The sequence below is a fragment of the Mucilaginibacter gynuensis genome, from assembly GCF_039541195.1.
In the GTDB taxonomy this organism is placed as follows: domain Bacteria; phylum Bacteroidota; class Bacteroidia; order Sphingobacteriales; family Sphingobacteriaceae; genus Mucilaginibacter; species Mucilaginibacter gynuensis.
The window spans coordinates 89,950-115,006 of the sequence record NZ_BAABFT010000012.1; the positions used below are offsets into that span (position 1 = coordinate 89,950).

Genomic DNA, 25,057 nt, shown 5'->3' on the forward strand with positions numbered 1-25,057 from the left:
CTACTCCGTTTTCCTGAACTTGATGCTCAGCTTGATCTCTTTAGGTTCGCCGTTGAGTTCGCCAATCCATTTTGGGCCTTCCTGTACCAGATCTATAGCCTGCTGATCAGTTTTAGGGCTTACGCTTTTCAGTATCTTAAACTCGCTTAAATCACCATCGGGTTCAACAATGAATGATAGTTTAACGGTTCCCTGTTGGCCATCCGGCGATTCGGCTGTTTCGCCGATGTATTTGTTAAATTCTTTCCAGCCAACTTCAGGGTGCGCGCTTTTAATAGGCTTTTTAGGTCTGCTGTAACCGCTAACTACTACCTCCTGTAATGCCCTTTTGTCTTCTACCATAGCTATCATCAATGTGTCGAGGTTTTTAACCTTTACACGTTTAGATTCAAAACCTATAAAAGCAATATCTAATACAGATTGATTTGGCACAACAGGAAGGGTAAATTTGCCTTGCGCGTTGGTTTGGCTTACACTATTGCTATTGGCAACCTTTACAGTAGCACCCGGAATAGGAGCGCCCTGTTCATCAACAACGGTTCCGGTTATAGGCGTAGCTATTTTGTTTTTATCGGCGGGAGAAACAGATAGTCCCGCAACCCTGCCCTGTAAGGTATTGTTAAGTGCCGGAGCCGCTTTTTCGACAGTTACATCGCTTGGTTTTATTGTAGTTACAGCACTGGTAGTTGATTCTTTCTTTTGTGTTGCATAACCCATCACAACCATTTCTTCAAGCGCGTTGGTTGTGTCACTTTTGTTACCGCTTTTGTCAAATAACGGTACGCTTTCTTTTACTACGGGAGGGGCAAATTTTTTAGCCCGGTATCTGGTAGGGATGTATGCTTGTGCGGGAGGTTCTGCTTCAATTATCACTTCATCATTTGTAGCAGAATCCGGTTTTTTTTGCAAATCTACAGGTGGTGGCGGAGTTTGCTGTGCTTTTTCGGCCAGCGCTATCTTAGGTTTTTGCGCGCTTTGTTTAGTATCCTTATTTAATACCAATATACCTACAGTTAGCACAACCAGTACAGACGCGGCTATAGAAATTACCTTCCAGGGGATAAGTCTTTTTACAGGTGGATTCAGGCGTTGCTGTAACCGGGCCTGTATATCGTTTAGGTTAGTTTGTTGATCGGTGGCCGCTTTTTCGTACCCTTCTATGGCATCTGCCAAAAAAGGATCGTGCAGTGCTTCGCGTTCCAGTTGGTGCATAGCACGGGCATCCAGTTCCCCGTTAAGGTATTGGCTTATTCGCTGCGATATGTCGGTTCGTTTATTCACTGTTCTTCTCCAGGCAAATTTTAAGGTTGCGCTTTCCGTTTTGTATATAACTTTTTACTTCGTTTAAGGTATAACCGGTTGCTTCGGTAATTTCTTTGTAGCATTTTTGCTGCAAATAAAATTGATTTACGCTTTCTTTTTGCGCGCCGGGTAACTTATCCATACATCGTTCCAAAGCTTTAATGTGCTCTTCACTATATTCATTATCAGGATGCAAAACGGGAGTGAATTCCATAAAGTCGTCCAAATTAACGGTATCAACCTTTTTGGCCGACCGCAATTGCATCAGGCAATAATTACGGCTTAGTACATATAGCCAACTCCGGAACTGCTTAATATCGTGTTGTTTAGCTTTGGTTATCAGTTCTTCAAATATAGCCATTACAGCATCTTTGGCAGCATCTTCATTGGGCAGATACTTTAAACAAACACCATAAACTATAGAGGCATATTTTTCATACAGCGAGCCTAAAACCGACAGGTTACCACTGCCGCGGTAGCTGTTCAGCAACGCCGTATCATCCGCGTCGTCAGGTTTATTGGTTCGTTTAAAAAAGTTCATTTATGGCGTCACAAAATAAATTTTTTAAATGGTTTATGGAAATCTGCTTTTGGTTGCATCCTATCAGCAAAACCAGTAATCATGAAAAGGATCATTATCATTATTTTGCTGTTCACCGGCTTAACGGCGTTTAAGCTAAACGGCAGCCGAACTATCAGCGGTACGGTATCTGACAGATCGGGCGTAATACCCGGCGCGTCGGTAATTGTTAACGAAACAAATATCAGTACAGTTACCGATGCAAAAGGCCATTACAGTATTACCGTACCCGATGGCAAAAAATATCTCACTTTCAATTTTATAGGTTATCTGCCGCAAAAAATAAAGATCGGCTCGGTTAATACCATCAATGTTATTTTAAAAAACGATAATATGGCGTTAAATGAGGTTGTGGTGGTGGGATATACTACCAAACAAAAGAGGGTTACAACAGCTTCTGCTGTATCCGTTTTAAATGGCCGGGTTGCCGGAGTGTATGTATCTCCAAGTGTGTCTGAAAAAAGTTATTATGCCCCACCGGCTATGGCCGAAAATACCGAAAGCTACAAGGGCATCACCGAAAATGGCTTTAATATAGCTAAGAGCAATCCGTTATCCACCTTCTCGGTAGATGTGGACGCGGCATCATACAGTAATGTTCGTCGGTTTATAAATGGCGGTCAATTGCCGCCTGCCGATGCAGTGCGCATTGAGGAGATGATCAATTATTTCAATTACAACTTGCCTGGCCCTGCTGGTAACGAGCCGGTGGCTATCCACACCGAGCTATCATCGGCACCATGGAATAGCAAACACCGCCTGCTGCGCATCGGCCTTAAGGCTAAAACTATACCTACTGATAACCTACCTGCTTCGAATTTGGTTTTCCTGATTGATGTTTCGGGGTCAATGGAGAGCGAAAATAAACTGCCGCTGGTAAAATCATCTATGAAAATGCTGGTGAATCAGTTGCGTGCTAAAGATAAGGTAGCCATAGTGGTATACGCAGGCGCGGCAGGTTTAGCTTTGCCACCAACCGATGGCGATAAAAAAAGCACTATTAACAATGCCATTGATAACCTGAACGCCGGTGGCTCAACAGCCGGCGGCGAAGGGATTAAACTGGCTTACCGTGTAGCTGCCGAAAACTTTTTAAAGGAGGGCAACAACCGCATTATACTGGCTACCGATGGCGATTTTAACCTAGGCGCTTCCAGCGATGATGACATGGAGAAACTGATCACCAAAAAGAGAGAGAGCGGTATTCACCTATCGGTATTAGGTTATGGTATGGGTAATTATAAAGACAGCAAAATGGAAACCCTTGCCGATAAAGGCGATGGCAACTATGCTTATATAGATAACATTACCGAAGCGCGCAAAACGCTGGTCAGCGAGTTTGGCGGCACCTTATTCACCGTGGCCAAGGATGTTAAGTTGCAAATTGAGTTTAACCCGGCCAAAGTACAGGCTTACCGTTTGGTGGGTTATGAGAACCGGATGCTGAATAAAGAAGATTTTAATAACGATAAAAAGGATGCCGGTGATATGGGCAGCGGGCATACCGTTACCGCCTTATACGAAATTGTACCGGCCGGGATAAAGGATGACTACAGCGGTTCGGTTGATGCTTTGAAATACCAGAAGACCGATGAAAAACCGGCGGCATCAAGCTCTGATGAAATGATGACCATTAAATTCAGGTATAAAGATCCTAAATCGTCTGCCAGTAAGTTAAGTCAGGTTGTTGTGAAGGATATGCCTAAAGATTTCAACAGCACTTCTACCGATTTCAAATTTGCCGCATCTGTAGCCGAAATAGGGATGTTGCTGCGCGATTCGCAATTCAAGCAGAACGCTACTTATGATCAGGCCATCCGCATAGCCCGTTCAGGCAAAGGCGACGACCACGAAGGATACCGCGCCGAATTTATAAAACTGGCCGAAAGCGCGAAGCTATTGGCGAAAACAGAGTTGGCCGCGGGGAAATAGACGCTTTAGAGTCAAGAATTTAGATGCAAGAGACAAGACAAGATGTAAGACGGGAGCAGATAGACAAGAGTTAGCTCGAAGAACCTACTTAAACCATATATATCACAAACAGAACCAGCGGTGGGGGATCCACCGCTGGTTTGCTATTTTACAATTTTGTCATTGCGCTTTTTACATTGATCGTCATTGCTGTAAGGAGGAACGACGAAGCAATCTCTAAACTATATAGAGTGGCTCTGAAAGTCGGGGATTGCTTCACTACGTTCGCAATGACGATAGGGGAATATTGTTAATCAGACCTTTCGGACTTCCCGTCTTTCCGACTTCCGGACTCCCGCAAGAAAGACTATTTCTGTTTCGCTGCCCAGGCGTCCATTTTAGTTTCGAAAACGCTTAGTGGCATGGCACCGTCTTTTAATACCTGATCATGGAATTCGGCGAGGTTGAATTTGCTGCCCAGCAGGCTTTCGTAACGGTTGCGCAGTTCGCGTATTTTTAGCGCGCCGGTTTTGTAGCCTAAGGCCTGTGCCGGGATACCCATGTAACGCTCAATTTCGGCGGTAGCGCCCTGCTCGCTGATGGCTTCGTTATCCATCATATATTTAATAGCTTGCTCGCGGGTCATGCCTTTGGTATGGATGGCCACGTCGACCACTAAACGGATAGCGCGGTGCATTTCATCGCCCAAAGCACCCATGTGCTGATATGGATCGGTGTACAAGCCAAGCTCCTTACCTAACGATTCGCAATACAATGCCCAGCCTTCTACGTAAGCGTTTTCAAATATCAAGAACCTGCGGAATTTTGGCAGCGAAGTATTCTCCTGTGTTAACGAGATCTGGTAATGATGCCCCGGTATAGCTTCGTGCAGGAACAATGATTCCATACCCGAAGTAATATTGAACTTGGTAGCATCCAGTATAGGCACATAGAAAATACCCGGCCTTGTACCATCTGCCGAACCCTGGTTATATTCCGCGCTTGCTGACGCGGCACGGAAGGCTTCGGTTTGCCTGATCACGAATGGTGTTTTAGGCACGTGGTTAAACATTTTCTTCAGGTTGGGTTCCATACGTTTATGGATGTTCTCGAAGGCATCCAGCACCTCTTTAGGCGTTTTGTAAGGCGTGAACTTAGGATCGTTCTTCATGTATTCAAAAAACGCCTTTAAGTCACCTTTAAAGCCTACGGCATTTTTAATGCTATCCATCTGCTTGTTTATGCGGGCCACTTCATCTAAACCTATCTGGTAAATTTCGTCGGGTGTACGGTCTGTAGTGGTTTGTTGTTTTACCAGGTAAGCATATTTAGCAGCCCCATCAGTAACCGACGATAAGCCGGATGTGTTGCGGGTGTGTGACAGATAATCTTTTTGCAGGTAATCGGCCAGGCGTTTGTAAGTAGGCACGGCCACTTCGTTTATAGCTTTGATGTAGGCATCGGTAACGGTCTTCTTATCGGCCTCGCTAAATTCTTTCGGTAAGTTTTTCACCGGCTCGTAAAACAGGCTCTTGGTAGCATCGGTAACCACAAAACTTTGCATTTGCGGTATCATTTTTACCACTAACGATTTTGGCAGTACCACACCTGTTTTAACACCCTTGTTAAAGTTGGCGATGGCAGTATCGGCCCAAACAGAAAACGCGCCGAGGCGTTTCAGCCAGTCGTTATAATCTTTAACGGTTTTAAAAGGCTGCGCGCCTGCTCCCGAGCCCAGCTGCCCAATAGTAAGCGGCAAGGCGAACATCTGGTTAAAGGGCAGGTATTCGAGGTGGTGTTTAAAGCCATCAAGCGTGGTTTGAGTTTCGTAAACAAATATATCGTACGATAGCTTGTCGTTATCGTTGAGTTCTTCGCGGTTAAAGGTTTTTACGCTATCAAGATAGGCGGTATAAAAATCGTGTGATTTTTTGAGGAAGTCGTCAGCGCCGTTATTGGCCAGCTGATCGTTATAACGGGTATCGCCAATGTAGGTGGCAGTCAGGGGATCAAGCTTTAAATAGCCTTCATAATAATTGTCGAATAGCTTGGCGAGATCTTTATTCTCTTCGCCCGTTGCGCTGCCCGATTTAGGCTGCTTACAAGCCGCGAAGGCGCAAGCAAGGCACAGGATTAAAATTGGTTTTTTCATTATTGCGGTAAGTTAATAACGTAAAGCTAATGATTGTGACGGGATTATCAATCGGGCGATTGGAAATCACCCTTTATGGGGGAGAAGGGGATGATTCGGGCAAATTTTTCACTTCACTCACCCTTTACAATGCTGAGTTCTTATGCGATTGGTTTTTGCGTCGATTAGTTCTTCGTTAGGAATGTTTCTGCTATTATTATCGTTAATGGATGTTACTTTCTTTTTTCTCTCAAAAAAGAAAGTAACCAAAGAAAAAAGTCGCGGCTGCGCAAGGAACTATGTTTGGGTTATGCTTAGGCAGGGTTTGTGCTACCCGTTCCTTACGATGCCGCATTTTTCGGTTATTGAAGGGCTGTGCGTTTGCATAGGTGTTGAGTAGACAACCTTTGACAACTTTTTAAAAGTTGTCAAAGGTATCATATAACTAATTCTGTTTCTCTCTAAAACCCTCAAAACCTCCGCGTAACTCCGTGAAAGCCTCTGCGCACTCTGTGGTTAAAATAACAAACATCCCCACAAAACAAAAAAAGCGATGAGCCTGAACTCATCGCTTTTCAATATGCTAATTCCTGGTTGATTAGATCAGTAACCTAACCGGTTCTTCAAGGAATGATTTTAACGTTTGCAGGAATGCTGCGGCTGATGCGCCGTCAACAGTACGGTGATCTGCACTCAGGGTAACTTTCATGATATTACCCGGTACTACCGCGCCATTTTTAACTACCGGTACTGCCTGTATACCGCTAACTGCTAATATACATGAATCAGGAGTGTTAATGATGGCGGTAAACTCGTCAACACCGAACATCCCTAAGTTTGAGATAGTGAAAGTTGAACCTTCCCAGTCAGATGGCTGTAGTTTTTTATCTTTCGCTTTCTTGGCAAATTCTTTTACCTCGGCAGATATGTGGCTTAATGATTTACCATCGGCAAAACGTACAACCGGTACTAATAAACCTTCGTCAACCGCAACGGCTACACCAATGTTCACATGCTCGTTAAAGCGAATTTTATCGCCCAACCATGATGAATTGATAATCGGGTGTTGTTTCAATGCTTTAGCAGTAGCTTTAAGCACTAAATCGTTGAAAGAGATCTTAACCGGCGCAACTTCGTTCATTTTGTTACGGGCCACAATAGCGGCATCCATATCAATTGACATAGTTACGTAGAAGTGAGGCGCGGTGAACAAGCTCTCAGATAGGCGTTTGGCAATTACCTTACGCATTTGAGTAACCGGTTTCTCGGTGTATTTCTCTTCGCCAACGTAAGCAGGTATAGAGATGGTTTGGCCACCTTTGGCTGCTTCTTTAGCAGGCGCTTCTGCCGGTTTGCTTGCAGCGGCTTCCTGTACTTCTTTGGTAGAAGGGGTAAAGCCTTCAATATCTTTCTTAACAATACGGCCGCCTTCTGCGCTGCCTTTTACATCGTTAAGGTTGATACCTTTATCTTTAGCTATTTTGCGTGCCAGCGGAGATGCTTTTACACGGCTGTCATCATCAGATGAACCACCGGCTTGAGCAGTTGCCTGCGGAGCGCTTTCTTTAGCTTCAGGAGCAGCTTCTTCTGTTGCAGTTTCAGCAGCAGGAGCATCGCCACCATCCTGTAATAATGGAGTAATATCGGTACCTTCTTTACCTACAATGGCAATAATGCCATTAACAGGAGCAGCTTCACCTTCTTTTACGCCAATGTATAATAATGTGCCTTCTTCATAACCCACAACCTCCATGGTAGCCTTATCGGTTTCCACATCGGCCAGTGAATCATCGGCCTTTACTTTATCGCCTACTTTAAAGTTCCATTTGTTGATCACACCTTCTGTCATGGTGTCGCTCAATAATGGCATGCGTATTACAGCAGCCGGGATGCTTGAAGTATCAACTTTTTGAGCAACCGGCGCAGGTTTTTTATCTTCAGTCGGTTTTGATTCGGCGGCAGGTTTTTCTTCTTTGGTTTCGGCAGCAGGAGCGCTTCCTTCGCCTTCTAAAGCGGCTTTATAGTCTTCGCCATCTTTACCTAAAACGGCAATTACAGCATCAACCGGAACTGCTTTACCTTCCTCAACTCCAATATACAATAAAGTACCATCCTGGAATGATTCGAAATCCATTGTGGCTTTGTCGGTTTCCACTTCGGCAATTACATCGCCTGATTTTACCTTGTCGCCAACTTTTTTATGCCATTTAGCTAATACCCCTTCGGTCATGGTATCGCTCATTTTAGGCATTTTAACTACTTCAGCCATATTAATTCAGATGTATATAATGGGTTAGTCTAAAATGTAAGGATAATCTTTTTGCACGTAAACATCAGTGTATAGTTCTGATGCCTCTGGCCAAGGTGACTCTTCGGCAAATTTTACCGCTTCATCAACAGTGTTTTTTATTTTGGCATCAATTTCCTCAATCCATTTCTCATCAGCATAACCTTCTTTTAATATGGTTTGTTTTACCACCTCAATAGGGTCTTTGGCTTTGTAGCTTTCAAGCTCCTCTTTGGTACGGTACTTTTGCGGATCAGACATCGAGTGACCTTTGTAGCGGTAAGTACGCATTTCAAGGAAGGTTGGGCCTTCACCTGCACGTGCACGTTGCGCGGCTTCGTCCATAGCGTTATGTACAGCTACCGGATCCATACCGTCAACAGCAGATGATGGTATACCGTATGGTAAGCCTAATTTATATATGTCAGGTTGAATTGTAGTACGTGCTACTGAAGTACCCATGGCGTAACCATTGTTTTCGCAAACGAAAATAACCGGCAGTTTCCAAAGGGCAGCCATGTTAAAGGTTTCGTTAAGCGCGCCCTGGCGTACGGCGCCATCGCCCATGTAGGCAACGTTTAAAAACTCGGTACCTTTAAATTTTTCGGCGAAAGCGATACCGGCACCCAATGGGATTTGACCGCCTACAATACCGTGACCACCGTAAAAATGGTTTTCCTTATCAAACATGTGCATTGAACCACCTTTGCCTTTTGAACAGCCGGTAGCTTTACCATACATTTCGGCCATAATGGCTTTAGGGGTTGTGCCTTTTGCAAGGGCATGAGCGTGATCGCGGTACGCGGTGATCATACTATCCTCGTGGCGTAATACCGACATGGCACCGGCCAAAACAGCCTCCTGCCCAATATATAAGTGGCAAAAGCCCCTTATTTTTTGTTGTCCGTATAATTGTCCGGTTTTCTCCTCGAACTTACGCATTAGCATCATCGACTCGTACCACATCAGGTAGGTGTCTTTATTTATTTCGATTGAACTCATTATATTTTAAAAGAACCAGTTTTGTGTTAACAGAAGCGCAAATCTAACTATATACTTTAAATTATGAAAATACATTACAAATGTTACTTACAATTATCCGGGTACGTAATGCAGGCTGCAAAAATTACATTAATTTAAAAAAAGTGTGCCATAAATTTGCAATTTTAAAATGTTTGGATAGCTTTGTATTCAACAATAGACACACTGTATAGTTTAATAAACAATCTGTTGAACCCCTATTAACAACAAGGTAAGGATTAAATGAAGAAAATTACTATTGCTATTGCACTAATTATCAGCGTGCTAAGTGCAAGTGCACAAACAAAGCCAGCCACGGCGGCTACTGATAATGCGGCAGATGATCAGGAAAGTTTAGCTAAAACATACCTCTCTCAAATAATGGGTGTAGCTTTATCGGCCACCTCAAACTTAAAACTTTTTGAATTTGTTCATGATTGGATCGGTACTCCGTATCGTTTCGGCGGAACTTCGCGCAGGGGCATCGATTGTTCGGCCTTTACCAAAGAGATGTACAGCAAGGTTTTTAACCTGAGCATCAAACGCAGCTCACGCGATATTTTCAGCATGGTTAATCCTGTTAGTAAAGATGAGTTGAAAGAAGGCGATCTGGTTTTCTTTAAAATACACAGCCGCAGCATATCACACGTAGGCGTGTATTTGGGCAACGGCAGGTTCGCGCACGCTTCATCAAAAGGTGTTGCCATATCAAGCCTTGATGATAACTATTACAACCGCTACTTTTATAAAGGCGGCCGTTTACTGGCATCTTACAAAGATCAGCTGGAAAACGAAGAAGAAGATGACAGCCAATAAGATTTTTATATCTTTGAATTAATATTTGAATCCTTTCGTTATAACGAAAGGATTTTTTTTTGACTATGAAACCGTACCTGAACCTTTTACTGATCACTCTGCTACTTTCGGCCTGCCGGTTCAATAACGAACAAGCGCAAAAGCCCGATTCCGCGAATGTTCTTCAAAACGATACTGCCACCAAAACAGTGGTTAAGCACTCGGCCGATTCTATATGTATTGCCGCCGTTGGCGATATTATGCTGGGGACATCATATCCAGATAAACAAACTTTACCGCCTGATAGCGGTAAGAACAGTTTTAAGGCTGTGGCCGATGAGTTACGCAGTGCCGATGTTACTTTCGGTAACCTCGAAGGTGTACTGCTGGATACCGGCGCGGCTGCCTATTATAAACTGCACCAGGTAAGTAAAGCCTATTTGTTCCGGATGCCGCAGCATTATGCCGATATTTTGAAGGATGCAGGCTTTGATGTGTTGAGTATAGCCAATAACCACGTAGGCGATTTTGGCCTTGCCGGGCAAAAGAGTACCGTTAAAATGCTCGATTCGGTGGGTATAAAATATGCCGGATTGCACAAATATCCTTCCACCATATTTAAAATAAATGGGGTTACTTATGGCTTTTGCGCCTTTTCGCCCAATGCGCCAACGGTATCACTGCTCGATCATGCCAAGGCAGCCGCTATCATCAGCGAATTAAAGCAGCAGGTTGATGTAGTGATCGTATCTTTTCATGGCGGTGGAGAGGGAACCGATCATGAACATGTGCCTTCCGGGCCTGAATCATACAAAGGCGAACACCGCGGGGATGTGCGCCTGTTTGCCCATAACGCCATTGATGCCGGTGCAGATGTGGTATTGGGGCATGGTCCGCACCTTACAAGGGCTATGGAGAAATATAATAACCGTTTTATAGCGTATAGCCTGGGTAATTTTTGTACCTATAAAGGTGTAAACACCACTGGCGTTTGCGGCATTGCGCCCCTGCTTAAAATTTATATTAACAAAAGTGGAGAGTTTTTGAGCGGCCGTATCATTTCAACCCGGCAATCAATGCCGGGTGGTTTACGTGTAGATACTGCTAACCGTGTAGTAAAGCGCATAAAAATGCTCAACGCTATTGATATCCCCGAAGCCGGCCTCAACATCAGCGACTCCGGGGTTATTACACCCGCGGGTTAGGCTTCGTCTTTGGTGTTGCGCACAAGGCCAACGCCTGTAAAAAAGAAAATGATAGCGATTATGCCTACTACTATTAATGTAGTAACGGCTGCGTTTTTTTGTATCACACCCAGGCCGGTATAAATAAGCCCGATGATGCCCAATATGGTGAGTACAGTGCCGAAAGTACGTTTTAAGTTCATTGATTTTAGATTTACATTGTTAAAAAAACAAATTATACACCAATAATTAATTTATATTTATTCCGTAATCAATTATTAATCATGGCGTCAACTATAAGCATTTCAATAGTAGTTTTTGTTTTAATTATTATTTTGTTCAGCTCGTTTGTAACTGTAAAGCAGGGCACTATAGCTGTAATAACGGTATTCGGGAAGTATCGCCGGATACTTACACCGGGCCTTAACTTTAAGATCCCGCTGATTGAGATGATCTACTCCCGAATCTCTATACAGAACCGTTCGGTAGAGCTGGAGTTTCAGGCCGTAACTTTTGATCAGGCCAACGTTTACTTTAAAGCCATGCTGCTTTATTCGGTACTCGATCAAAATGAAGAAACCATTAAAAACGTAGCCTTTAAGTTTGTGGATGAACGTAACTTGATGCAGGCGCTGGTGCGTACCGTTGAGGGCTCCATCCGTGCATTTGTAGCCACCAAACGCCAGGCAGATGTATTGATACTGCGCCGTGATATTGTGGAGCACGTAAAAGAGCAACTGGATAATATACTGGAGAGCTGGGGTTATCACCTGCAAGATCTGCAATTGAATGATATTACTTTTGATGATGTGATCATGAAATCCATGAGCCAGGTAGTGGCCTCCAACAACCTGAAAGCCGCTGCGGAGAACGAGGGTCAGGCTTTACTCATCACCAAAACCAAAGCCGCCGAGGCCGAGGGTAACGCCATCAAAATATCTGCCGAAGCCGAGCGCCAGGCTGCTCAACTACGCGGACAAGGTATCGCGCTGTTCCGCGAGGAAGTGGCCAAGGGTATGACGGTAGCCGCCAAAGAGATGCAGCATGCCAATATGGATACGTCGGTGATCCTTTTCACCATGTGGACAGAGTCGATCAAGCACTTCTCCGAGAACTCGAAAGGCAACGTGATCTTCCTTGATGGCTCGGTTGAAGGAATGGAACGCACACTGAAAGAAACTATGGCATTAAACCTTTTAAAACAGGATGACGTCAAAAAGTAAAAACTAACTTTTTGATGTATGTTTTCTACCATTAAAAAAGCGATAGCAGCAAGTGTATTGCTGCTGTCGCTTTCCTCAATAACATTTGCCCAGGGCTACCGCATACTCACCGCGGCCGATTTTCAGGGCACTCCCAAAATAACTAATTATGGTGCCGTAGCCTATACCAATTGCAGCATCAGTTATAATTACCAGGTTCGCCGCTTAAACGGTGTGTTTAAGCTCAATTTTAACGTGCAAATGGTAATGAATAAAGGGCTATCGTGGCTCAACCGCAGCAAAGTAACCAATGATATACTCCCCGAAGTATTAAAGCACGAACAAGGCCATTACATTATAGCCTACCTGCAACAGCAGGAAGTATTGCGGACATTTAGCCAGACCCGTTTCGGCAGAGATTACAGTATCGTTGTTGCCAATATTTTCAACCGTATTGATGCCAAATATCACCAGCTCAATCTCGACTACGAAGCAGACACCAACCACATGCAAAACCGTGTACAGCAAGTAAGCTGGGATAAGTATTTTGCTAAATGTTTAGATAATATGCCGGTGGTAGGGGCAGGGTATTGATGATGGAATATGAGTTTGCGTCTTGCGCTCGTTTGCAACGAGTGCTTCAATGTGGGTTAACGTTTGCAACGTTATTATATAGTAGTTGCGATGCAATCGCAAGACCATGTTAAGCGCTCGTTGCAAACGAGCGCAAGTAACAATGACGAGTTTCCTCCCAAACGCAAAACGGCCCGGCTGAGTAATCAGTCGGGCCGTTTTTATATATGATGAGTTATATTATTTTACCTCTTCATAATCAACATCGGTAACGCCATCAGCGTTGCCTGCTTGTGTACCAGGGGCACCGGCATCAGCGCCCGGTTGTTGACCTGCTTCTGCCGAAGCTTTGTACATATCTTCAGAAGCTGAAGTCCATGCAGTGTTCAATTCGTTTTGAGCCACTTCAATATCAGCCAGATTCTTAGATTCGTACGCTGCTTTCAATTTGGTTAAGCCTTCTTCAATTGGGGCTTTCTTGTCAGCAGGAATCTTATCGCCATACTCTTTCAGTTGTTTTTCTGTAGAGAAGATCAGGGCGTCAGCAGCGTTCAGTTTTTCAACTTCTTCTCTTGCTTTCTTGTCCGATTCAGCATTTGCTTCTGCTTCATCTTTCATTTTCTTGATCTCGGCATCAGTTAAGCCTGAAGAAGCTTCGATACGGATCTTTTGCTCCTTACCGGTTGCTTTATCTTTTGCAGATACGTGCAATATACCGTTAGCATCAATATCAAAAGTTACCTCAACTTGTGGCACACCACGCGGTGCAGGTGGAATACCATCTAAGTGGAAACGACCAATAGTACGGTTGGCAGCAGCCATTGGGCGCTCACCTTGTAATATGTGGATCTCAACTGATGGCTGACTGTCAGACGCGGTTGAGAAAGTCTCCGATTTTTTAGTAGGGATAGTAGTGTTAGCTTCGATCAGTTTGGTCATTACACCACCCATAGTTTCAATACCTAATGAAAGCGGGGTAACGTCAAGTAACAATACATCTTTAACTTCACCTGTTAACACACCACCTTGTATAGCGGCGCCAATAGCTACAACCTCATCAGGGTTAACACCTTTTGAAGGCGCTTTACCAAAGAATGATTGTACAGCTTCCTGAATTGCAGGGATACGGGTTGAACCACCTACCAAAATAACCTCGTCGATATCAGAAGTGCTTAAACCTGCGTTTTTCAATGCAGAACGGCAAGGATCGATAGTACGTTTGATCAGGCTATCAGCCAGTTGCTCAAATTTAGCACGGGTTAAAGTTTTAACCAAGTGTTTAGGCAAACCGTCAACAGCGGTAATATATGGTAAGTTAATTTCAGTTTGCGCAGTGCTTGAAAGCTCAATTTTAGCTTTTTCAGAAGCTTCTTTTAAACGTTGTAAAGCCATAGGGTCTTTACGCAGATCAATACCTTCGTCGCTTTTAAATTCGTCAGCTAACCAGTCGATAATTACCTGGTCAAAGTCGTCACCACCTAAGTGAGTATCACCATCGGTTGATTTTACTTCAAACACGCCATCACCTAACTCAAGTATTGATACGTCATGCGTACCACCACCGCAGTCAAATACCGCGATTTTCATGTCCTTGTGTGCTTTATCCAAGCCATAAGCAAGGGCAGCAGCAGTAGGCTCGTTAATGATACGACGTACTTTTAAGCCTGCAATTTCACCGGCTTCTTTAGTAGCCTGGCGTTGTGCATCGTTAAAGTAAGCAGGCACGGTAATAACCGCTTCTGTAACTTCAGTACCTAAGAAATCTTCAGCGGTTTTCTTCATTTTTTGAAGCACCATAGCCGAAATTTCTTGGGGGGTATATTTACGGTCGCCAATTTCAACGCGTGGTGTATTGTTTTCACCCACAACTTTGTATGGTACACGTGTAGCCTCTTTAGTAACCTCGTTAAACTGGTTACCCATAAAGCGTTTGATAGAATAAATAGTTTTTGTAGGATTGGTGATCGCCTGACGTTTTGCCGGGTCACCCACTTTACGTTCGCCGTTGTCAACAAAAGCAACTACTGATGGCGTAGTGCGTTTACCCTCGCTGTTGGCAATAACTACAGGTTCGTTACCCTCCATTACTGCTACGCACGAGTTTGTTGTCCCTAAGTCGATTCCAATGATTTTAGACATATGATTGTTTTTTCTTATTTAATTGTATTTACCACTGCTATTTATCAATGCTTGTGCCAATTGGCAAATGGCAGTAATACTGCTTTATAATGGCATTTGGCAGGGATATTTTTGCAGAAAAGGTGTATAGTGAAATGACAGGTTGTCAGAAATGGGTTTGTTGTGGCAATTCATATTCCTTAGCCAATAGCGTAAAACGTGCCATTGAGAGAATTTAATCCTTTTTGACTTTGGAGGTAAAATGACGACGTATCCCCCACTCCACTGTCATGCTGAGGAACGAAGCATCTATCGCAGATAGGCATAACGAAGAAGATTCTTCAAACGTTCAGAATGACAGTTTTTTTAATACGTCATGGATAGGTACGAAGCAATCGCGAAATATGTTGAGCTGTGGTAAGTAAGAGAGTTGGTTACACTTGGGTTTTAAGGGGCATGTTGTAATTGATGATATAAATGTGCGATGGAGGTTAAATAATGGGAGCTTATCAGAAGGAGGTAAAGGCCTTATGAAATAACTTTCAGCAAGCTACCTCACCTGATGTGTTTAGCCTCACCCAACCCTCTCCATGGGAGAGGGCTTTATATCTTTCATTTAATTCCTTTTTCCGTCAGCAAACAGCTTCGGGCGAAAACGGGCAGAACTGCGGAGGCCATGAGCGCAAAGGCGGGCATAGTGAACTTGTTGCATGCGGGGTGGAAGCGAGCGGTGGCGCAAAAGTTCCAGCCCAAAGTTCTGCGCGTTTTGCAGGGAAGGCCTTGTGCGGCAAAAAAGCCTTTTGCTGGACAAGGGTTTTGTTACTTTTGCCCTCAAAAGTAATGGGGCACTGCGCCCAAGAGCAGACTAACGCTGATTACACCACAAGCATAGCCTAAGTACGAATTGCTTCGCACCTTACAGTAATGACGTATTTAAAAAAAACTGTCATTCTGAACGTTTGAAGAATCTTTCTTCGCTATACTTATCTGCGATAGATGCTTCGTTCCTCAGCATGACAGTGGAGAGTGGGTGTGGGCAATCGTCATTTTACCTTCAAAGTGCAATTATGCATTTTTCCTTACAGCCATTACAGGGAGTAATTACACTAATAAGAGGAAAAGTTCTGCGAATTCAACAGGGGCGAATTTATTATATATCCATTATCAGGGCGTTACCTTCGGTCCGGGTTATCCGCTCATACGCCTGCAGGCCTTATGCGCATGGCCGGTATCCGCTACTACCCCTAACGCGAAACAGCGAAAATATTATAGCATACCTCAGGCGATTGAAAATGCAAGTGGCTATTAATTAAAAAAACTGCCATAAACAAAAAACGCCCCACTTAAATAAGCGAGGCGTTTTTGTATTGATCTCTTTTAAAGATTACTCACCCTTTTCAGCGTTTTCTTCTTTATCAGTTGCAGCTGGTGTTTCAGCGGCAGGAGTTTCTTCAGTTGTTTCTGCTTTTGGAGTTTCTTCAACTACTACTGCTTCTTCAGCAGGAGCAGCGTCAGCAGTTTTAGCTTTACCAGAACCACCACGACGACGTGTTGTTTTCTTAGCAGCAGGAGCAGCGTCAGCACCGTAAACAGTGTTATAATCTACTAATTCAATTATCGCAACTTCAGCGTTATCACCTAAACGGTTTTCCAGTTTGATGATACGAGTGTAACCACCCGGACGGTTAGCTACTTTTTCAGCTACTTCGCGGAACAGGATCGAAACAGCATCTTTATCTTTAAGATAGCTGAATACTGTACGACGTGAATGTGTAGTATCGCTTTTTGATTTTGTTATCAAAGGCTCTACATAAACGCGTAAAGCTTTCGCTTTAGCTAAAGTAGTTGTAATACGCTTGTGTAAAATAAGCGAAGTAGCCATGTTACTTAACATCGCCTTGCGGTGACTGTTGGTACGGCCTAAGTGATTTACTTTTTTTCCGTGTCTCATTGTTTTTTGTTGTTATGGCACGTGCATACCGTTGGGCGGCGTTACCGTCAAGCCCTCGGAATTATGCCGGGTTAAATTTATTTGATTTAAGAATAAAGAGCCAGGGTGCAAGACAGAAGTCCTGATCCCTGACTCTTTGCTCTTTATTTCTGTTGATTATTCTTCGTCTAATTTAAATTTAGACAGGTTCATACCGAATGACAGGCCTTTTGATTTAACCAGGTCCTGAATTTCAGTTAATGATTTTTTACCGAAGTTTCTGAACTTTAACATATCAGCTACATCATAAGAAACCAGGTCTGCAAGGCTGCGGATATCGGCAGCTTTAAGGCAATTTAATGCACGAACAGAAAGGTCAAGATCAACCAGTTCAGTTTTCAGGATCTTGCGCATGTGCAGTATCTCTTCGTCAACCTCTTTGGTTTCTTCTTTAGCTTGTGCTTCAAGCATCATGTTCTCATCAGAGAATAGCATAAAGTGTTGGATAAGGATCTTAGCCGCTTCTTTTAATGCATCTTCCGGATGGATTGAGCCATCAGTAGCAATATCAAGTACCAGTTTCTCGTAGTCGGTTTTTTGCTCAACACGATAGTTCTCGATAGTGTATTTTACGTTTTTGATAGGGGTGAAGATCGAATCGATAGCGATCACGCCTATGTTGGCATCAGGGTTCTTGTTTTCTTCGTTTGAAATGTAACCACGGCCTTTGGCAACGGTTAATTCAACTTCAAGTGTAACTGATGAATCCATATTGGCCAAAACCAAATCAGGATTTAAAACAGTAAAGTTATTTGAGAATTTAGTGATATCACCGGCTTTGAAAGTATCCTGACCGTTGATGATAACAAATACTTTTTCGTTGTCGCCTGATTCACCTGTCTTTTTGAAACGAACTTGTTTTAAGTTCAAAATGATTTCGGTAACGTCTTCAACAACGCCTTTAATCGTTGAAAATTCATGCGTAACTCCTGAAAAACGAACAGAAGTAATAGCAAAACCTTCTAACGAAGAAAGTAAGATACGACGCAGAGCATTACCAATGGTTACACCGAAGCCTGGTTCTAACGGACGGAATTCAAACGTGCCATCAAAATCAGTTGATTTTTGCATGATAACCTTGTCTGGTTTTTGAAATGCTAAAATTGCCATTTATATCCTTTGTTTATTGTTTTTAATTGAATTGATTTAAACCACAAAAATGATTGGTTTAATAAACCAACCATTATGCGGATAAGTATCATTACTTATTTAGAGTACAACTCGACGATCAGGTTTTCCTTGATATTTTCAGGGATCTCATCACGATTTGGATAGGTTAGGAATTTACCTGTTAAGGTGTTAGCATCCCATTCTAACCAGCTATATTTATTGATCCTGCGGCCTGCTACAGAAGTAGTGATAGCCTCAAGAGATTTTGATTTTTCGCGTACGGCAACTACATCACCAGCTTTTAAAGCGTAAGAAGCGATGTTTACCACTTCACCGTTTACAGTGATGTGTTTGTGACCTACCAACTGACGGGCAGCTGAACGGGTTGGAGCGATGCCTAAACGGTATACCGCGTTATCTAAACGAGCTTCTAAGAATTTAAGCAAGTTTTCGCCGGTGATACCTTCTTTTGCTGATGCACGGTGAAACAAGTTTTCGAACTGACGCTCTAATACACCGTAAGTGTATTTAACTTTTTGTTTCTCTTGCAATTGAGTAGAGTACTCAGATTGTTTTCCTCTTCTTTTAGAGGCGCCATGCATACCCGGTGGGTAATTTTTTCTTTCCAGTGCTTTATCCGGACCGAAGATCGGCTCGCGGAAACGACGTGCAATTTTGGACTTTGGTCCTGTGTATCTTGCCATTTTTGTTTGTTGTTTAAAGTATCAGGCAGCCTGTAGCTGCTGAATCTTAGCTTTAAAAATCGAATTAATTAAACTCTTCTTCTTTTTGAAGGACGACATCCGTTGTGCGGAAGCGGGGTGATATCTTTAATGGTAGTTACCTCGATACCGGTTGTTTGTAAAGTACGGATAGCCGACTCACGACCTGAACCCGGGCCTTTAACAAATACCTCTACTTTACGCAAGCCTAAATCATAAGCAACTTTACCGCAATCGGCAGCAGCTTGTGAAGCAGCGTAAGGAGTGTTCTTTTTTGAACCTTTGAAACCCATTTTACCTGCAGATGACCATGAAATAGCCTGTCCGTTTTTGTTGGTAAGGGTTAAAATGATGTTGTTAAAAGTAGCGTTGATGTGTGCTTCGCCAACCGGCTCAACAATTACGATACGTTTTTTGGTAACTTTTTTAGTTTTAGCCATTTTTTTAATTATTGAGCTAACGAATTACTGGATCAATACTATAACCCGGACCCGTTGAGCTGTTTTATAATTTATAGTCCTGGCAGGCGTTAACCTGCCAATCAGTTATTACTTAGTAGCTTTTTTCTTGTTAGCAACTGTTTTACGTTTTCCTTTACGGGTACGTGAGTTGTTTTTAGTGCGCTGACCACGTAATGGCAAGCCCTTGCGATGACGGGTGCCGCGGTAGCAACCAATATCCATTAAACGCTTAATGTTAAGCTGTACTTCTGAACGCAGTGCACCTTCAACCTTTAAACGGTCGTTAATGATACCACGGATAGCGCTTAACTGCTCATCGGTCCAATCCTGTACTTTAATGTTAAAATCAATACCTGCCTCAGTCAAAATGCTTTGAGCTGTAGTACGGCCGATACCGAAAATGTAAGTAAGTCCGATCTCTCCTCTTTTATTTTTTGGTAAATCAATACCTGAAATCCTTGCCATATTTTTTTATTTGTTGATTTGTTGAATTCATGAACATTGAATTCACTCATTCAATTCTTCAATCCTTCACTAATTGTTCTTAGCCCTGGCGTTGTTTAAATTTTGGGTTCTTTTTGTTGATCACATAAAGTTTCCCGTTGCGGCGGATGATCTTGCAATCAGCACTGCGTTTTTTAATGGATGCTCTAACTTTCATCGCTTTATTTTATTTGTATCTATAAGTTATTCTGCCCTTGGTTAAATCGTATGGGCTCATCTCCAGTTTCACCCTGTCGCCAGGAAGAATTTTGATGTAGTGCATACGCATTTTACCAGATATGTGTGCAATAATCTCGTGGCCGTTTTCCAGTTCAACCCTGAACATTGCATTTGACAATGCCTCCCTAATTGTACCGTCCTGCTCAATCGAAGATTGTTTCGCCATATTTTGTTGATTATTACTTAATTATCCAGCCCTAAAAGCGGGACGCAAAATTAATAAAATTTTTTTAATTATTATTTTTTTCTTTTAAAACATCATCAATGTATGAAAACGTTGATAAGATGTCTGCTTTCCCCTTTTTTACCGCAACGGTATGCTCGTAATGCGCTGATGGTTTGCCATCAACAGTTGATACTGTCCAGCCATCGTCCCAAAATTTAACCCCGGCGCGGCCGGCGTTGATCATCGGTTCAATTGCTATCACCATACCTTCTTCAAGCTTAATGCCTGAGCCGCGTTTACCGTAGTTAGGTACTTCGGGCTTCTCATGCAGCTGTAAGCCTACACCGTGGCCAACCAGTTCTTTCACCACACCGAATTTATGCTGTTCAGCATGCTCCTGTACCGCGCTGGCTATATCGCCTACGCGTAAACCTGCTACGGCTTTCTCAATGCCTTTATCAAGGCATTCGCGGGTAACACGCATCAAAGTCCGGGTAGTTTCGTCAACCTCGCCTATGGCGAAGGTAAAGGCCGAATCGCCGTAATACTTATTCAGTATCACACCGCAGTCAACCGATATCAGGTCGCCGTCAACCAGTTCTTTTTTACCTGGAAAACCATGGACCACCTGATCGTTAGGCGAAATGCATAACGAATAGGGGAATCCATGATAATTCAAAAATGCCGGTACGCCGCCGTTGTCCCTTATAAAGGTTTCGGCAAGCTCGTTTAGTTTTATGGTTGTTACACCCGGTCCAATTACTTTGGCTACCTCTGCAAGCGTTTTGGATACTAACAAGGCGCTTTGCCTGATTAGTTCTATCTCCTCTGCCGACTTGTAATGGATCTTAGACATCGATAATTAGATAGCCGGTGGAACAGTGCCTGTAGCAGCCGGAACGGCTGAACGGCCTTTAATTCTACCTGTTTTCATTAAGCCATCGTAATGACGCATCAATAAGTGGCTTTCAATCTGCTGTAAAGTATCAAGTACCACACCCACTAATATAATCAGTGATGTACCTCCAAAGAATCTTGCGAACAGGCTGTTTACACCTACAACACTTGCCAAAGCAGGTATGATAGCGATAATAGCCAGGAAGATTGAACCTGGAAGGGTGATCTTTGAAATTACATCATCAATATAATCTGCAGTAGTTTTACCCGGTTTAACACCTGGTATAAATCCACCGTTCTTCTTCATATCGTCTGACATTTGGGTTGGATTAACCGTGATGGCAGTATAGAAGTAAGTGAACAGGATGATCAGCACTGCAAACAACACGTTATGTGCCCATGAGTTGTAGTTTGATAATGACATCAGCACACTGTTAGTAGCTAAGCTTGGTACAAACTGAGGGATAGTAGCCGGAATAAACATCAGCGCCTGGGCGAAGATGATCGGCATTACACCTGCAGCGTTTACCTTTAACGGAATGTACTGACGTACACCACCGTATTGCTTGTTGCCCACCATACGTTTAGCATATTGTACGGCAATTTTGCGCGTACCCTGTACTATAAGTATGGTAAACATTACTACCAGTATCAACGCTACAATTTCAACAATGAAGGTAATTAAACCACCACTGCCGCTTGTACGCGTTTGAAACTCGGTAACAAATGCACCAGGTAACTGCGCGATGATACCCACCATAATGATGAGCGATACACCGTTACCGATACCTTTATCCGTAATTTTTTCACCCAGCCACATTACAAATAAAGTCCCAGCGGTAAGTACGAAAGTACTTAAGATAGTGAACAATGGTTCGCCTATCAGTTTAGCTTCAGGTGTAATTTGTGCACGTGAGTAGGCTATTGACTGTGCTATGGTGATAGCAACTGTCAAATAACGGGTCCACTGATTGATTTTGTTACGGCCGCTTTCGCCTTCTTTTTGCATTTTAGCAAAGTAAGGTACAGCAATACCTAATAGTTGCACTACGATAGACGCCGATATGTAAGGCATTACACCTAATGCAAAAATAGAGGAACGTGAAAACGAACCTCCTGCAAACATATTCAGCAACCCAAGTAATCCCTCTTTAGCATTTTGGCTGTTAAGCGATGCCGGATCTACACCCGGCAGAACCACGAATGAGCCTATACGATATATTAAAAGAAATAAGAGTGTGTTAATAATACGCACTCTTAAATCTTCAATTTTCCAGATATTGGATAATGTAGTGAATAATTTCTTCATTGAAATTTACAACTTAACGATGGTACCACCAGCTGCTTCAATTGCTTTTTGCGCAGTAGCAGTAAATGCATGAGCTTTAACGTCTAACTTGGCTGTAAGTTCGCCACGGCCTAATATTTTAACAAGGTCGTTTTTTGAAGCCAGGCCATGCTCTTTCAATGTATCAAAATCAACTACGGCAATTGAATATTGCTCGGTTAATTTTTGAAGCACATCAAGGTTTACACCTACGTACTCAATACGGTTAGGGTTTTTGAAACCTACCTTTGGTACACGGCGTTGTAATGGCATCTGACCACCTTCAAAACCAACTTTAGTGCTGTGACCTGAACGTGAACCGGCACCTTTGTGCCCGCGTGTTGAAGTACCGCCACGGCCTGAACCTGTACCACGGCCAATTCTTTTTCTGCTTTTGGTAGAACCTTCAGCAGGTTTAAGATTACTTAAATTCATAATATTAAATGCTTTCTATTGCTACCAAATGATTAACTTTTCTTACCATACCGATGATAGCCGGAGTAGCTTCAACTTCCACGCTATGGTTTATTTTTCTTAAGCCCAGTGCCTGCACTGTCTTTTTCTGGCGCTCACTTCTATCGATCACGCTTTTAATCAGGGTTATTTTGACTTTTGCCATGATGATTATCCGTTAAATACTTTACCTAAATCTACACCACGGTGCTGAGCTACTGTAAAGGCATCACGCATTTGCGCTAATGCTGATACGGTTGCTTTAACCACGTTGTGCGGGTTTGATGAACCTTTTGATTTTGCAAGTACGTTGTGTACACCTGCTGATTCTAATACAGCACGCATCGCACCACCTGCAATTACACCGGTACCATTTGCAGCCGGTTTCAAGAATACGAAACCACCTGAAAATTTACCGATTTGCTCGTGAGGTATAGTGTTGTTGATAATCGGAACCTTTACCAGGTTCTTTTTAGCATCATCAATACCTTTGGCAATAGCCTCGGTAACCTCTTTTGCTTTACCTAAACCGTAACCAACTACACCGTTTTCATCACCTACTACCACAATGGCAGAGAAGCTGAAAGTACGACCACCTTTAGTTACTTTGGCAACACGTTGTATGCTTACCAAGCGGTCTTTTAATTCGATCTCGCTTGTTTTTACTCTTTTTATGTTGATTGTTGACATCTCTTGTTTCGATTAAAAGTTTAAACCACCTTCACGTGCACCTTCAGCCAGTGATTTAACACGGCCATGGTACAAATAACCATTTCTATCGAAAACTACATCTTTGATGCCAGCCGCGATCGCTTTTTCAGCTACCAGTTTGCCTACGGCTACTGATTGATCTGATTTAGTGCCTTCTGCTGCTGTAAAATCTTTTGATAAAGATGAAGCTGATACTATAGTTTTACCGGTTACATCGTCAATGATCTGAGCGTAAATACCTTTGTTGCTCCTGTATACTGACAAGCGCGGACGCTCTGAAGAACCTGAAATACGTTTTCTGATTCCTCTTTTAATTCTGTCTCTTCTTGATAATTTACCTGCCATGACGATTATTTTTTAGATGCTGATTTACCTGCTTTTCTTCTTAACACTTCGCCAACAAATTTAATACCTTTACCTTTGTATGGTTCAGGAGCACGTAACGAACGTATTTTCGCAGCTACCTGACCGATCAACTGTTTGTCGATAGACTCCAGAATGATAGTTGGGTTTTTACCCTTTTCAGCAGTAGTTGTAACTTTAATTTCTTGTGGTAATTCAAATACATAGTGGTGAGAGAAACCCAACACTAAATCTAAAGTATTACCTGTATTAGTTGCACGGTAACCAACACCTACAAGCTCTTGCTGAACTTTGTAGCCTTCAGTTACACCAACAACCATGTTGTTTAAAAGCGAGCGGTATAAACCGTGCAGCGCTTTATGACGTTTTTGATCAGAAGGGCGTTTAACTAATAAGTTTCCTTCTTCTTGCTCTACCGTGATATCCCTATCAACAGCTTGATGCAATTCACCTTTGGGGCCTTTTACAGTTACTACGTTATCTGCTGATACGGTAACTGTTACGCCAGAGGCTAATGCTATAGGTGCTTTTCCTATTCTTGACATTGCTTAAATTCCTCCTATTAATAAACGTAGCATAAAACTTCACCACCAACATTTAACTGACGGGCTTCTTTATCGGTCATTACACCTTTAGAAGTTGACAGGATGGCGATACCTAAACCATTTAATACCCTTGGCATGTTAGCCGTGCCTGCGTATTTCCTCAAACCTGGTTTACTAATACGTGAAATGCTGCGGATTGCAGGAATTTTAGTGATAGGGTGGTATTTCAAAGCTACTTTAATAGTGCCTTGTACACCAACTTCTTCAAACTTGTAATTAGCAATGTAACCTTTGTCGAAAAGCACTTTCGTGATTTCCTTCTTCAGATTTGATGCAGGAATTTCAACAACCCTATGGTTGGCTTTAATAGCATTCCTTACTCTTGTAAGATAATCTGCGATTGGATCTGTATTCATTATTGTTGTTTATGATGGTGGTTTCCTTCTGCTTCACAGCGACGACCTTCCATCGGTTAAAAAATTCATT

At 42.9% G+C, this 25,057-nt stretch carries 27 protein-coding genes; 5 read left to right on the plus strand and 22 right to left on the minus strand.

Features of this window, described 5'->3' with window-relative positions:
* Both ABD894_RS19910 and ABD894_RS19915 read right to left on the minus strand, forming a co-directional pair.
* Positions 1-1,281, minus strand: coding sequence for a carboxypeptidase-like regulatory domain-containing protein (locus ABD894_RS19910; protein WP_345212831.1), 1,281 nt, complete (start codon positions 1,279-1,281; stop codon positions 1-3).
* Positions 1,274-1,843: an RNA polymerase sigma factor gene (locus tag ABD894_RS19915; RefSeq protein ID WP_345212832.1), complete on the minus strand. Its 570-nt coding sequence runs from the start codon at positions 1,841-1,843 to the stop codon at positions 1,274-1,276. The genes ABD894_RS19910 and ABD894_RS19915 overlap by 8 nt, the downstream gene beginning before the upstream one ends.
* Before the next feature lie 81 nt (positions 1,844-1,924).
* Here ABD894_RS19915 and ABD894_RS19920 point away from each other — a divergent pair, with 81 nt between their 5' ends.
* Entirely contained in the window at positions 1,925-3,814 is a 1,890-nt protein-coding gene (locus tag ABD894_RS19920; RefSeq protein ID WP_345212833.1) for a vWA domain-containing protein, read from the plus strand.
* 346 nt (positions 3,815-4,160) lie between these two features.
* Here the strand turns inward: ABD894_RS19920 and ABD894_RS19925 are convergent, their stop codons facing one another.
* The 3 genes from ABD894_RS19925 to pdhA form a co-directional block, all read right to left on the minus strand.
* Positions 4,161-5,945 carry a DUF885 domain-containing protein gene (locus ABD894_RS19925; RefSeq protein ID WP_345212834.1) on the minus strand — a complete coding sequence of 595 codons (1,785 nt, stop codon included), beginning with the start codon at positions 5,943-5,945 and terminating at the stop codon, positions 4,161-4,163.
* Between the two features lie 577 nt (positions 5,946-6,522).
* Positions 6,523-8,193 (minus strand): pyruvate dehydrogenase complex dihydrolipoamide acetyltransferase, encoded by a 1,671-nt coding sequence (locus tag ABD894_RS19930; protein ID WP_345212835.1) that lies wholly within the window; start codon positions 8,191-8,193, stop codon positions 6,523-6,525.
* Between the two features lie 24 nt (positions 8,194-8,217).
* Positions 8,218-9,213, minus strand: coding sequence for a pyruvate dehydrogenase (acetyl-transferring) E1 component subunit alpha (gene pdhA, locus ABD894_RS19935; RefSeq protein ID WP_345212836.1), 996 nt, complete (start codon positions 9,211-9,213; stop codon positions 8,218-8,220).
* A 261-nt stretch (positions 9,214-9,474) separates the two neighbouring features.
* Between pdhA and ABD894_RS19940 the strand changes: the two genes are divergently transcribed.
* Together ABD894_RS19940 and ABD894_RS19945 are read left to right on the plus strand one after the other, a co-directional pair.
* On the plus strand, positions 9,475-10,047 hold the full coding sequence (locus ABD894_RS19940) for a C40 family peptidase (RefSeq protein ID WP_345212837.1): 573 nt from the start codon (positions 9,475-9,477) through the stop codon (positions 10,045-10,047).
* A 65-nt stretch (positions 10,048-10,112) separates the two neighbouring features.
* Positions 10,113-11,231: a CapA family protein gene (locus tag ABD894_RS19945; protein ID WP_345212838.1), complete on the plus strand. Its 1,119-nt coding sequence runs from the start codon at positions 10,113-10,115 to the stop codon at positions 11,229-11,231.
* Here the strand turns inward: ABD894_RS19945 and ABD894_RS19950 are convergent.
* Positions 11,228-11,413, minus strand: a complete 186-nt coding sequence (locus tag ABD894_RS19950) for a hypothetical protein (RefSeq protein WP_345212839.1) — start codon at positions 11,411-11,413, stop codon at positions 11,228-11,230. The genes ABD894_RS19945 and ABD894_RS19950 overlap by 4 nt on opposite strands.
* 81 nt (positions 11,414-11,494) lie before the next feature.
* On the opposite strand from ABD894_RS19950, the gene ABD894_RS19955 reads away from it, so the two are divergent.
* A complete protein-coding gene (locus tag ABD894_RS19955; RefSeq protein WP_345212840.1) occupies positions 11,495-12,433 on the plus strand; it encodes an SPFH domain-containing protein in 939 nt (312 codons plus the stop codon).
* A gap of 18 nt (positions 12,434-12,451) precedes the next feature.
* Complete coding sequence (locus tag ABD894_RS19960) at positions 12,452-13,006, plus strand: DUF922 domain-containing protein (RefSeq protein WP_345212841.1); 555 nt, start codon at positions 12,452-12,454, stop codon at positions 13,004-13,006.
* A gap of 219 nt (positions 13,007-13,225) precedes the next feature.
* Here ABD894_RS19960 and dnaK read toward each other — a convergent pair whose 3' ends face one another.
* From dnaK to rpsH, 16 genes are all read right to left on the minus strand, one after another.
* Positions 13,226-15,124, minus strand: coding sequence for a molecular chaperone DnaK (dnaK, locus tag ABD894_RS19965; RefSeq protein WP_345212842.1), 1,899 nt, complete (start codon positions 15,122-15,124; stop codon positions 13,226-13,228).
* Positions 15,125-16,487: 1,363 nt separating this feature from the next.
* On the minus strand, positions 16,488-17,054 hold the full coding sequence (rplQ, locus tag ABD894_RS19970) for a 50S ribosomal protein L17 (RefSeq protein ID WP_345212843.1): 567 nt from the start codon (positions 17,052-17,054) through the stop codon (positions 16,488-16,490).
* Positions 17,055-17,210: 156 nt separating this feature from the next.
* The gene (locus tag ABD894_RS19975; protein WP_345212844.1) at positions 17,211-18,203 is read right to left on the minus strand and encodes a DNA-directed RNA polymerase subunit alpha; all 993 of its coding nucleotides are present in this window, start codon (positions 18,201-18,203) and stop codon (positions 17,211-17,213) included.
* A 95-nt stretch (positions 18,204-18,298) separates the two neighbouring features.
* Positions 18,299-18,907, minus strand: a complete 609-nt coding sequence (gene rpsD / locus ABD894_RS19980) for a 30S ribosomal protein S4 (protein WP_345212845.1) — start codon at positions 18,905-18,907, stop codon at positions 18,299-18,301.
* A gap of 68 nt (positions 18,908-18,975) precedes the next feature.
* Positions 18,976-19,365, minus strand: a complete 390-nt coding sequence (gene rpsK, locus ABD894_RS19985; RefSeq protein ID WP_345212846.1) for a 30S ribosomal protein S11 — start codon at positions 19,363-19,365, stop codon at positions 18,976-18,978.
* Positions 19,366-19,473: 108 nt separating this feature from the next.
* Positions 19,474-19,851, minus strand: coding sequence for a 30S ribosomal protein S13 (gene rpsM, locus ABD894_RS19990; protein WP_345212847.1), 378 nt, complete (start codon positions 19,849-19,851; stop codon positions 19,474-19,476).
* Between the two features lie 79 nt (positions 19,852-19,930).
* Positions 19,931-20,047, minus strand: coding sequence for a type B 50S ribosomal protein L36 (gene ykgO, locus ABD894_RS19995; RefSeq protein WP_022833269.1), 117 nt, complete (start codon positions 20,045-20,047; stop codon positions 19,931-19,933).
* A gap of 9 nt (positions 20,048-20,056) precedes the next feature.
* Positions 20,057-20,275, minus strand: coding sequence for a translation initiation factor IF-1 (infA, locus tag ABD894_RS20000; protein WP_022833270.1), 219 nt, complete (start codon positions 20,273-20,275; stop codon positions 20,057-20,059).
* A gap of 64 nt (positions 20,276-20,339) precedes the next feature.
* On the minus strand, positions 20,340-21,131 hold the full coding sequence (gene map, locus ABD894_RS20005; RefSeq protein WP_345212848.1) for a type I methionyl aminopeptidase: 792 nt from the start codon (positions 21,129-21,131) through the stop codon (positions 20,340-20,342).
* 6 nt (positions 21,132-21,137) lie between these two features.
* Positions 21,138-22,481 (minus strand): preprotein translocase subunit SecY, encoded by a 1,344-nt coding sequence (gene secY, locus ABD894_RS20010; protein ID WP_345212849.1) that lies wholly within the window; start codon positions 22,479-22,481, stop codon positions 21,138-21,140.
* A 6-nt stretch (positions 22,482-22,487) separates the two neighbouring features.
* Positions 22,488-22,934: a 50S ribosomal protein L15 gene (gene rplO / locus ABD894_RS20015; protein ID WP_345212850.1), complete on the minus strand. Its 447-nt coding sequence runs from the start codon at positions 22,932-22,934 to the stop codon at positions 22,488-22,490.
* Between the two features lie 4 nt (positions 22,935-22,938).
* Positions 22,939-23,118 carry a 50S ribosomal protein L30 gene (rpmD, locus tag ABD894_RS20020; RefSeq protein ID WP_345212851.1) on the minus strand — a complete coding sequence of 60 codons (180 nt, stop codon included), beginning with the start codon at positions 23,116-23,118 and terminating at the stop codon, positions 22,939-22,941.
* A gap of 5 nt (positions 23,119-23,123) precedes the next feature.
* Positions 23,124-23,642 (minus strand): 30S ribosomal protein S5, encoded by a 519-nt coding sequence (gene rpsE, locus ABD894_RS20025; RefSeq protein ID WP_345212852.1) that lies wholly within the window; start codon positions 23,640-23,642, stop codon positions 23,124-23,126.
* Between the two features lie 12 nt (positions 23,643-23,654).
* The gene (gene rplR, locus ABD894_RS20030; RefSeq protein ID WP_345212853.1) at positions 23,655-24,008 is read right to left on the minus strand and encodes a 50S ribosomal protein L18; all 354 of its coding nucleotides are present in this window, start codon (positions 24,006-24,008) and stop codon (positions 23,655-23,657) included.
* A gap of 5 nt (positions 24,009-24,013) precedes the next feature.
* A complete protein-coding gene (rplF, locus tag ABD894_RS20035; protein ID WP_345212854.1) occupies positions 24,014-24,571 on the minus strand; it encodes a 50S ribosomal protein L6 in 558 nt (185 codons plus the stop codon).
* Between the two features lie 17 nt (positions 24,572-24,588).
* Positions 24,589-24,987 (minus strand): 30S ribosomal protein S8, encoded by a 399-nt coding sequence (gene rpsH, locus ABD894_RS20040; protein WP_425562992.1) that lies wholly within the window; start codon positions 24,985-24,987, stop codon positions 24,589-24,591.
* Between the last annotated feature and the right edge of the window lie 70 nt (positions 24,988-25,057).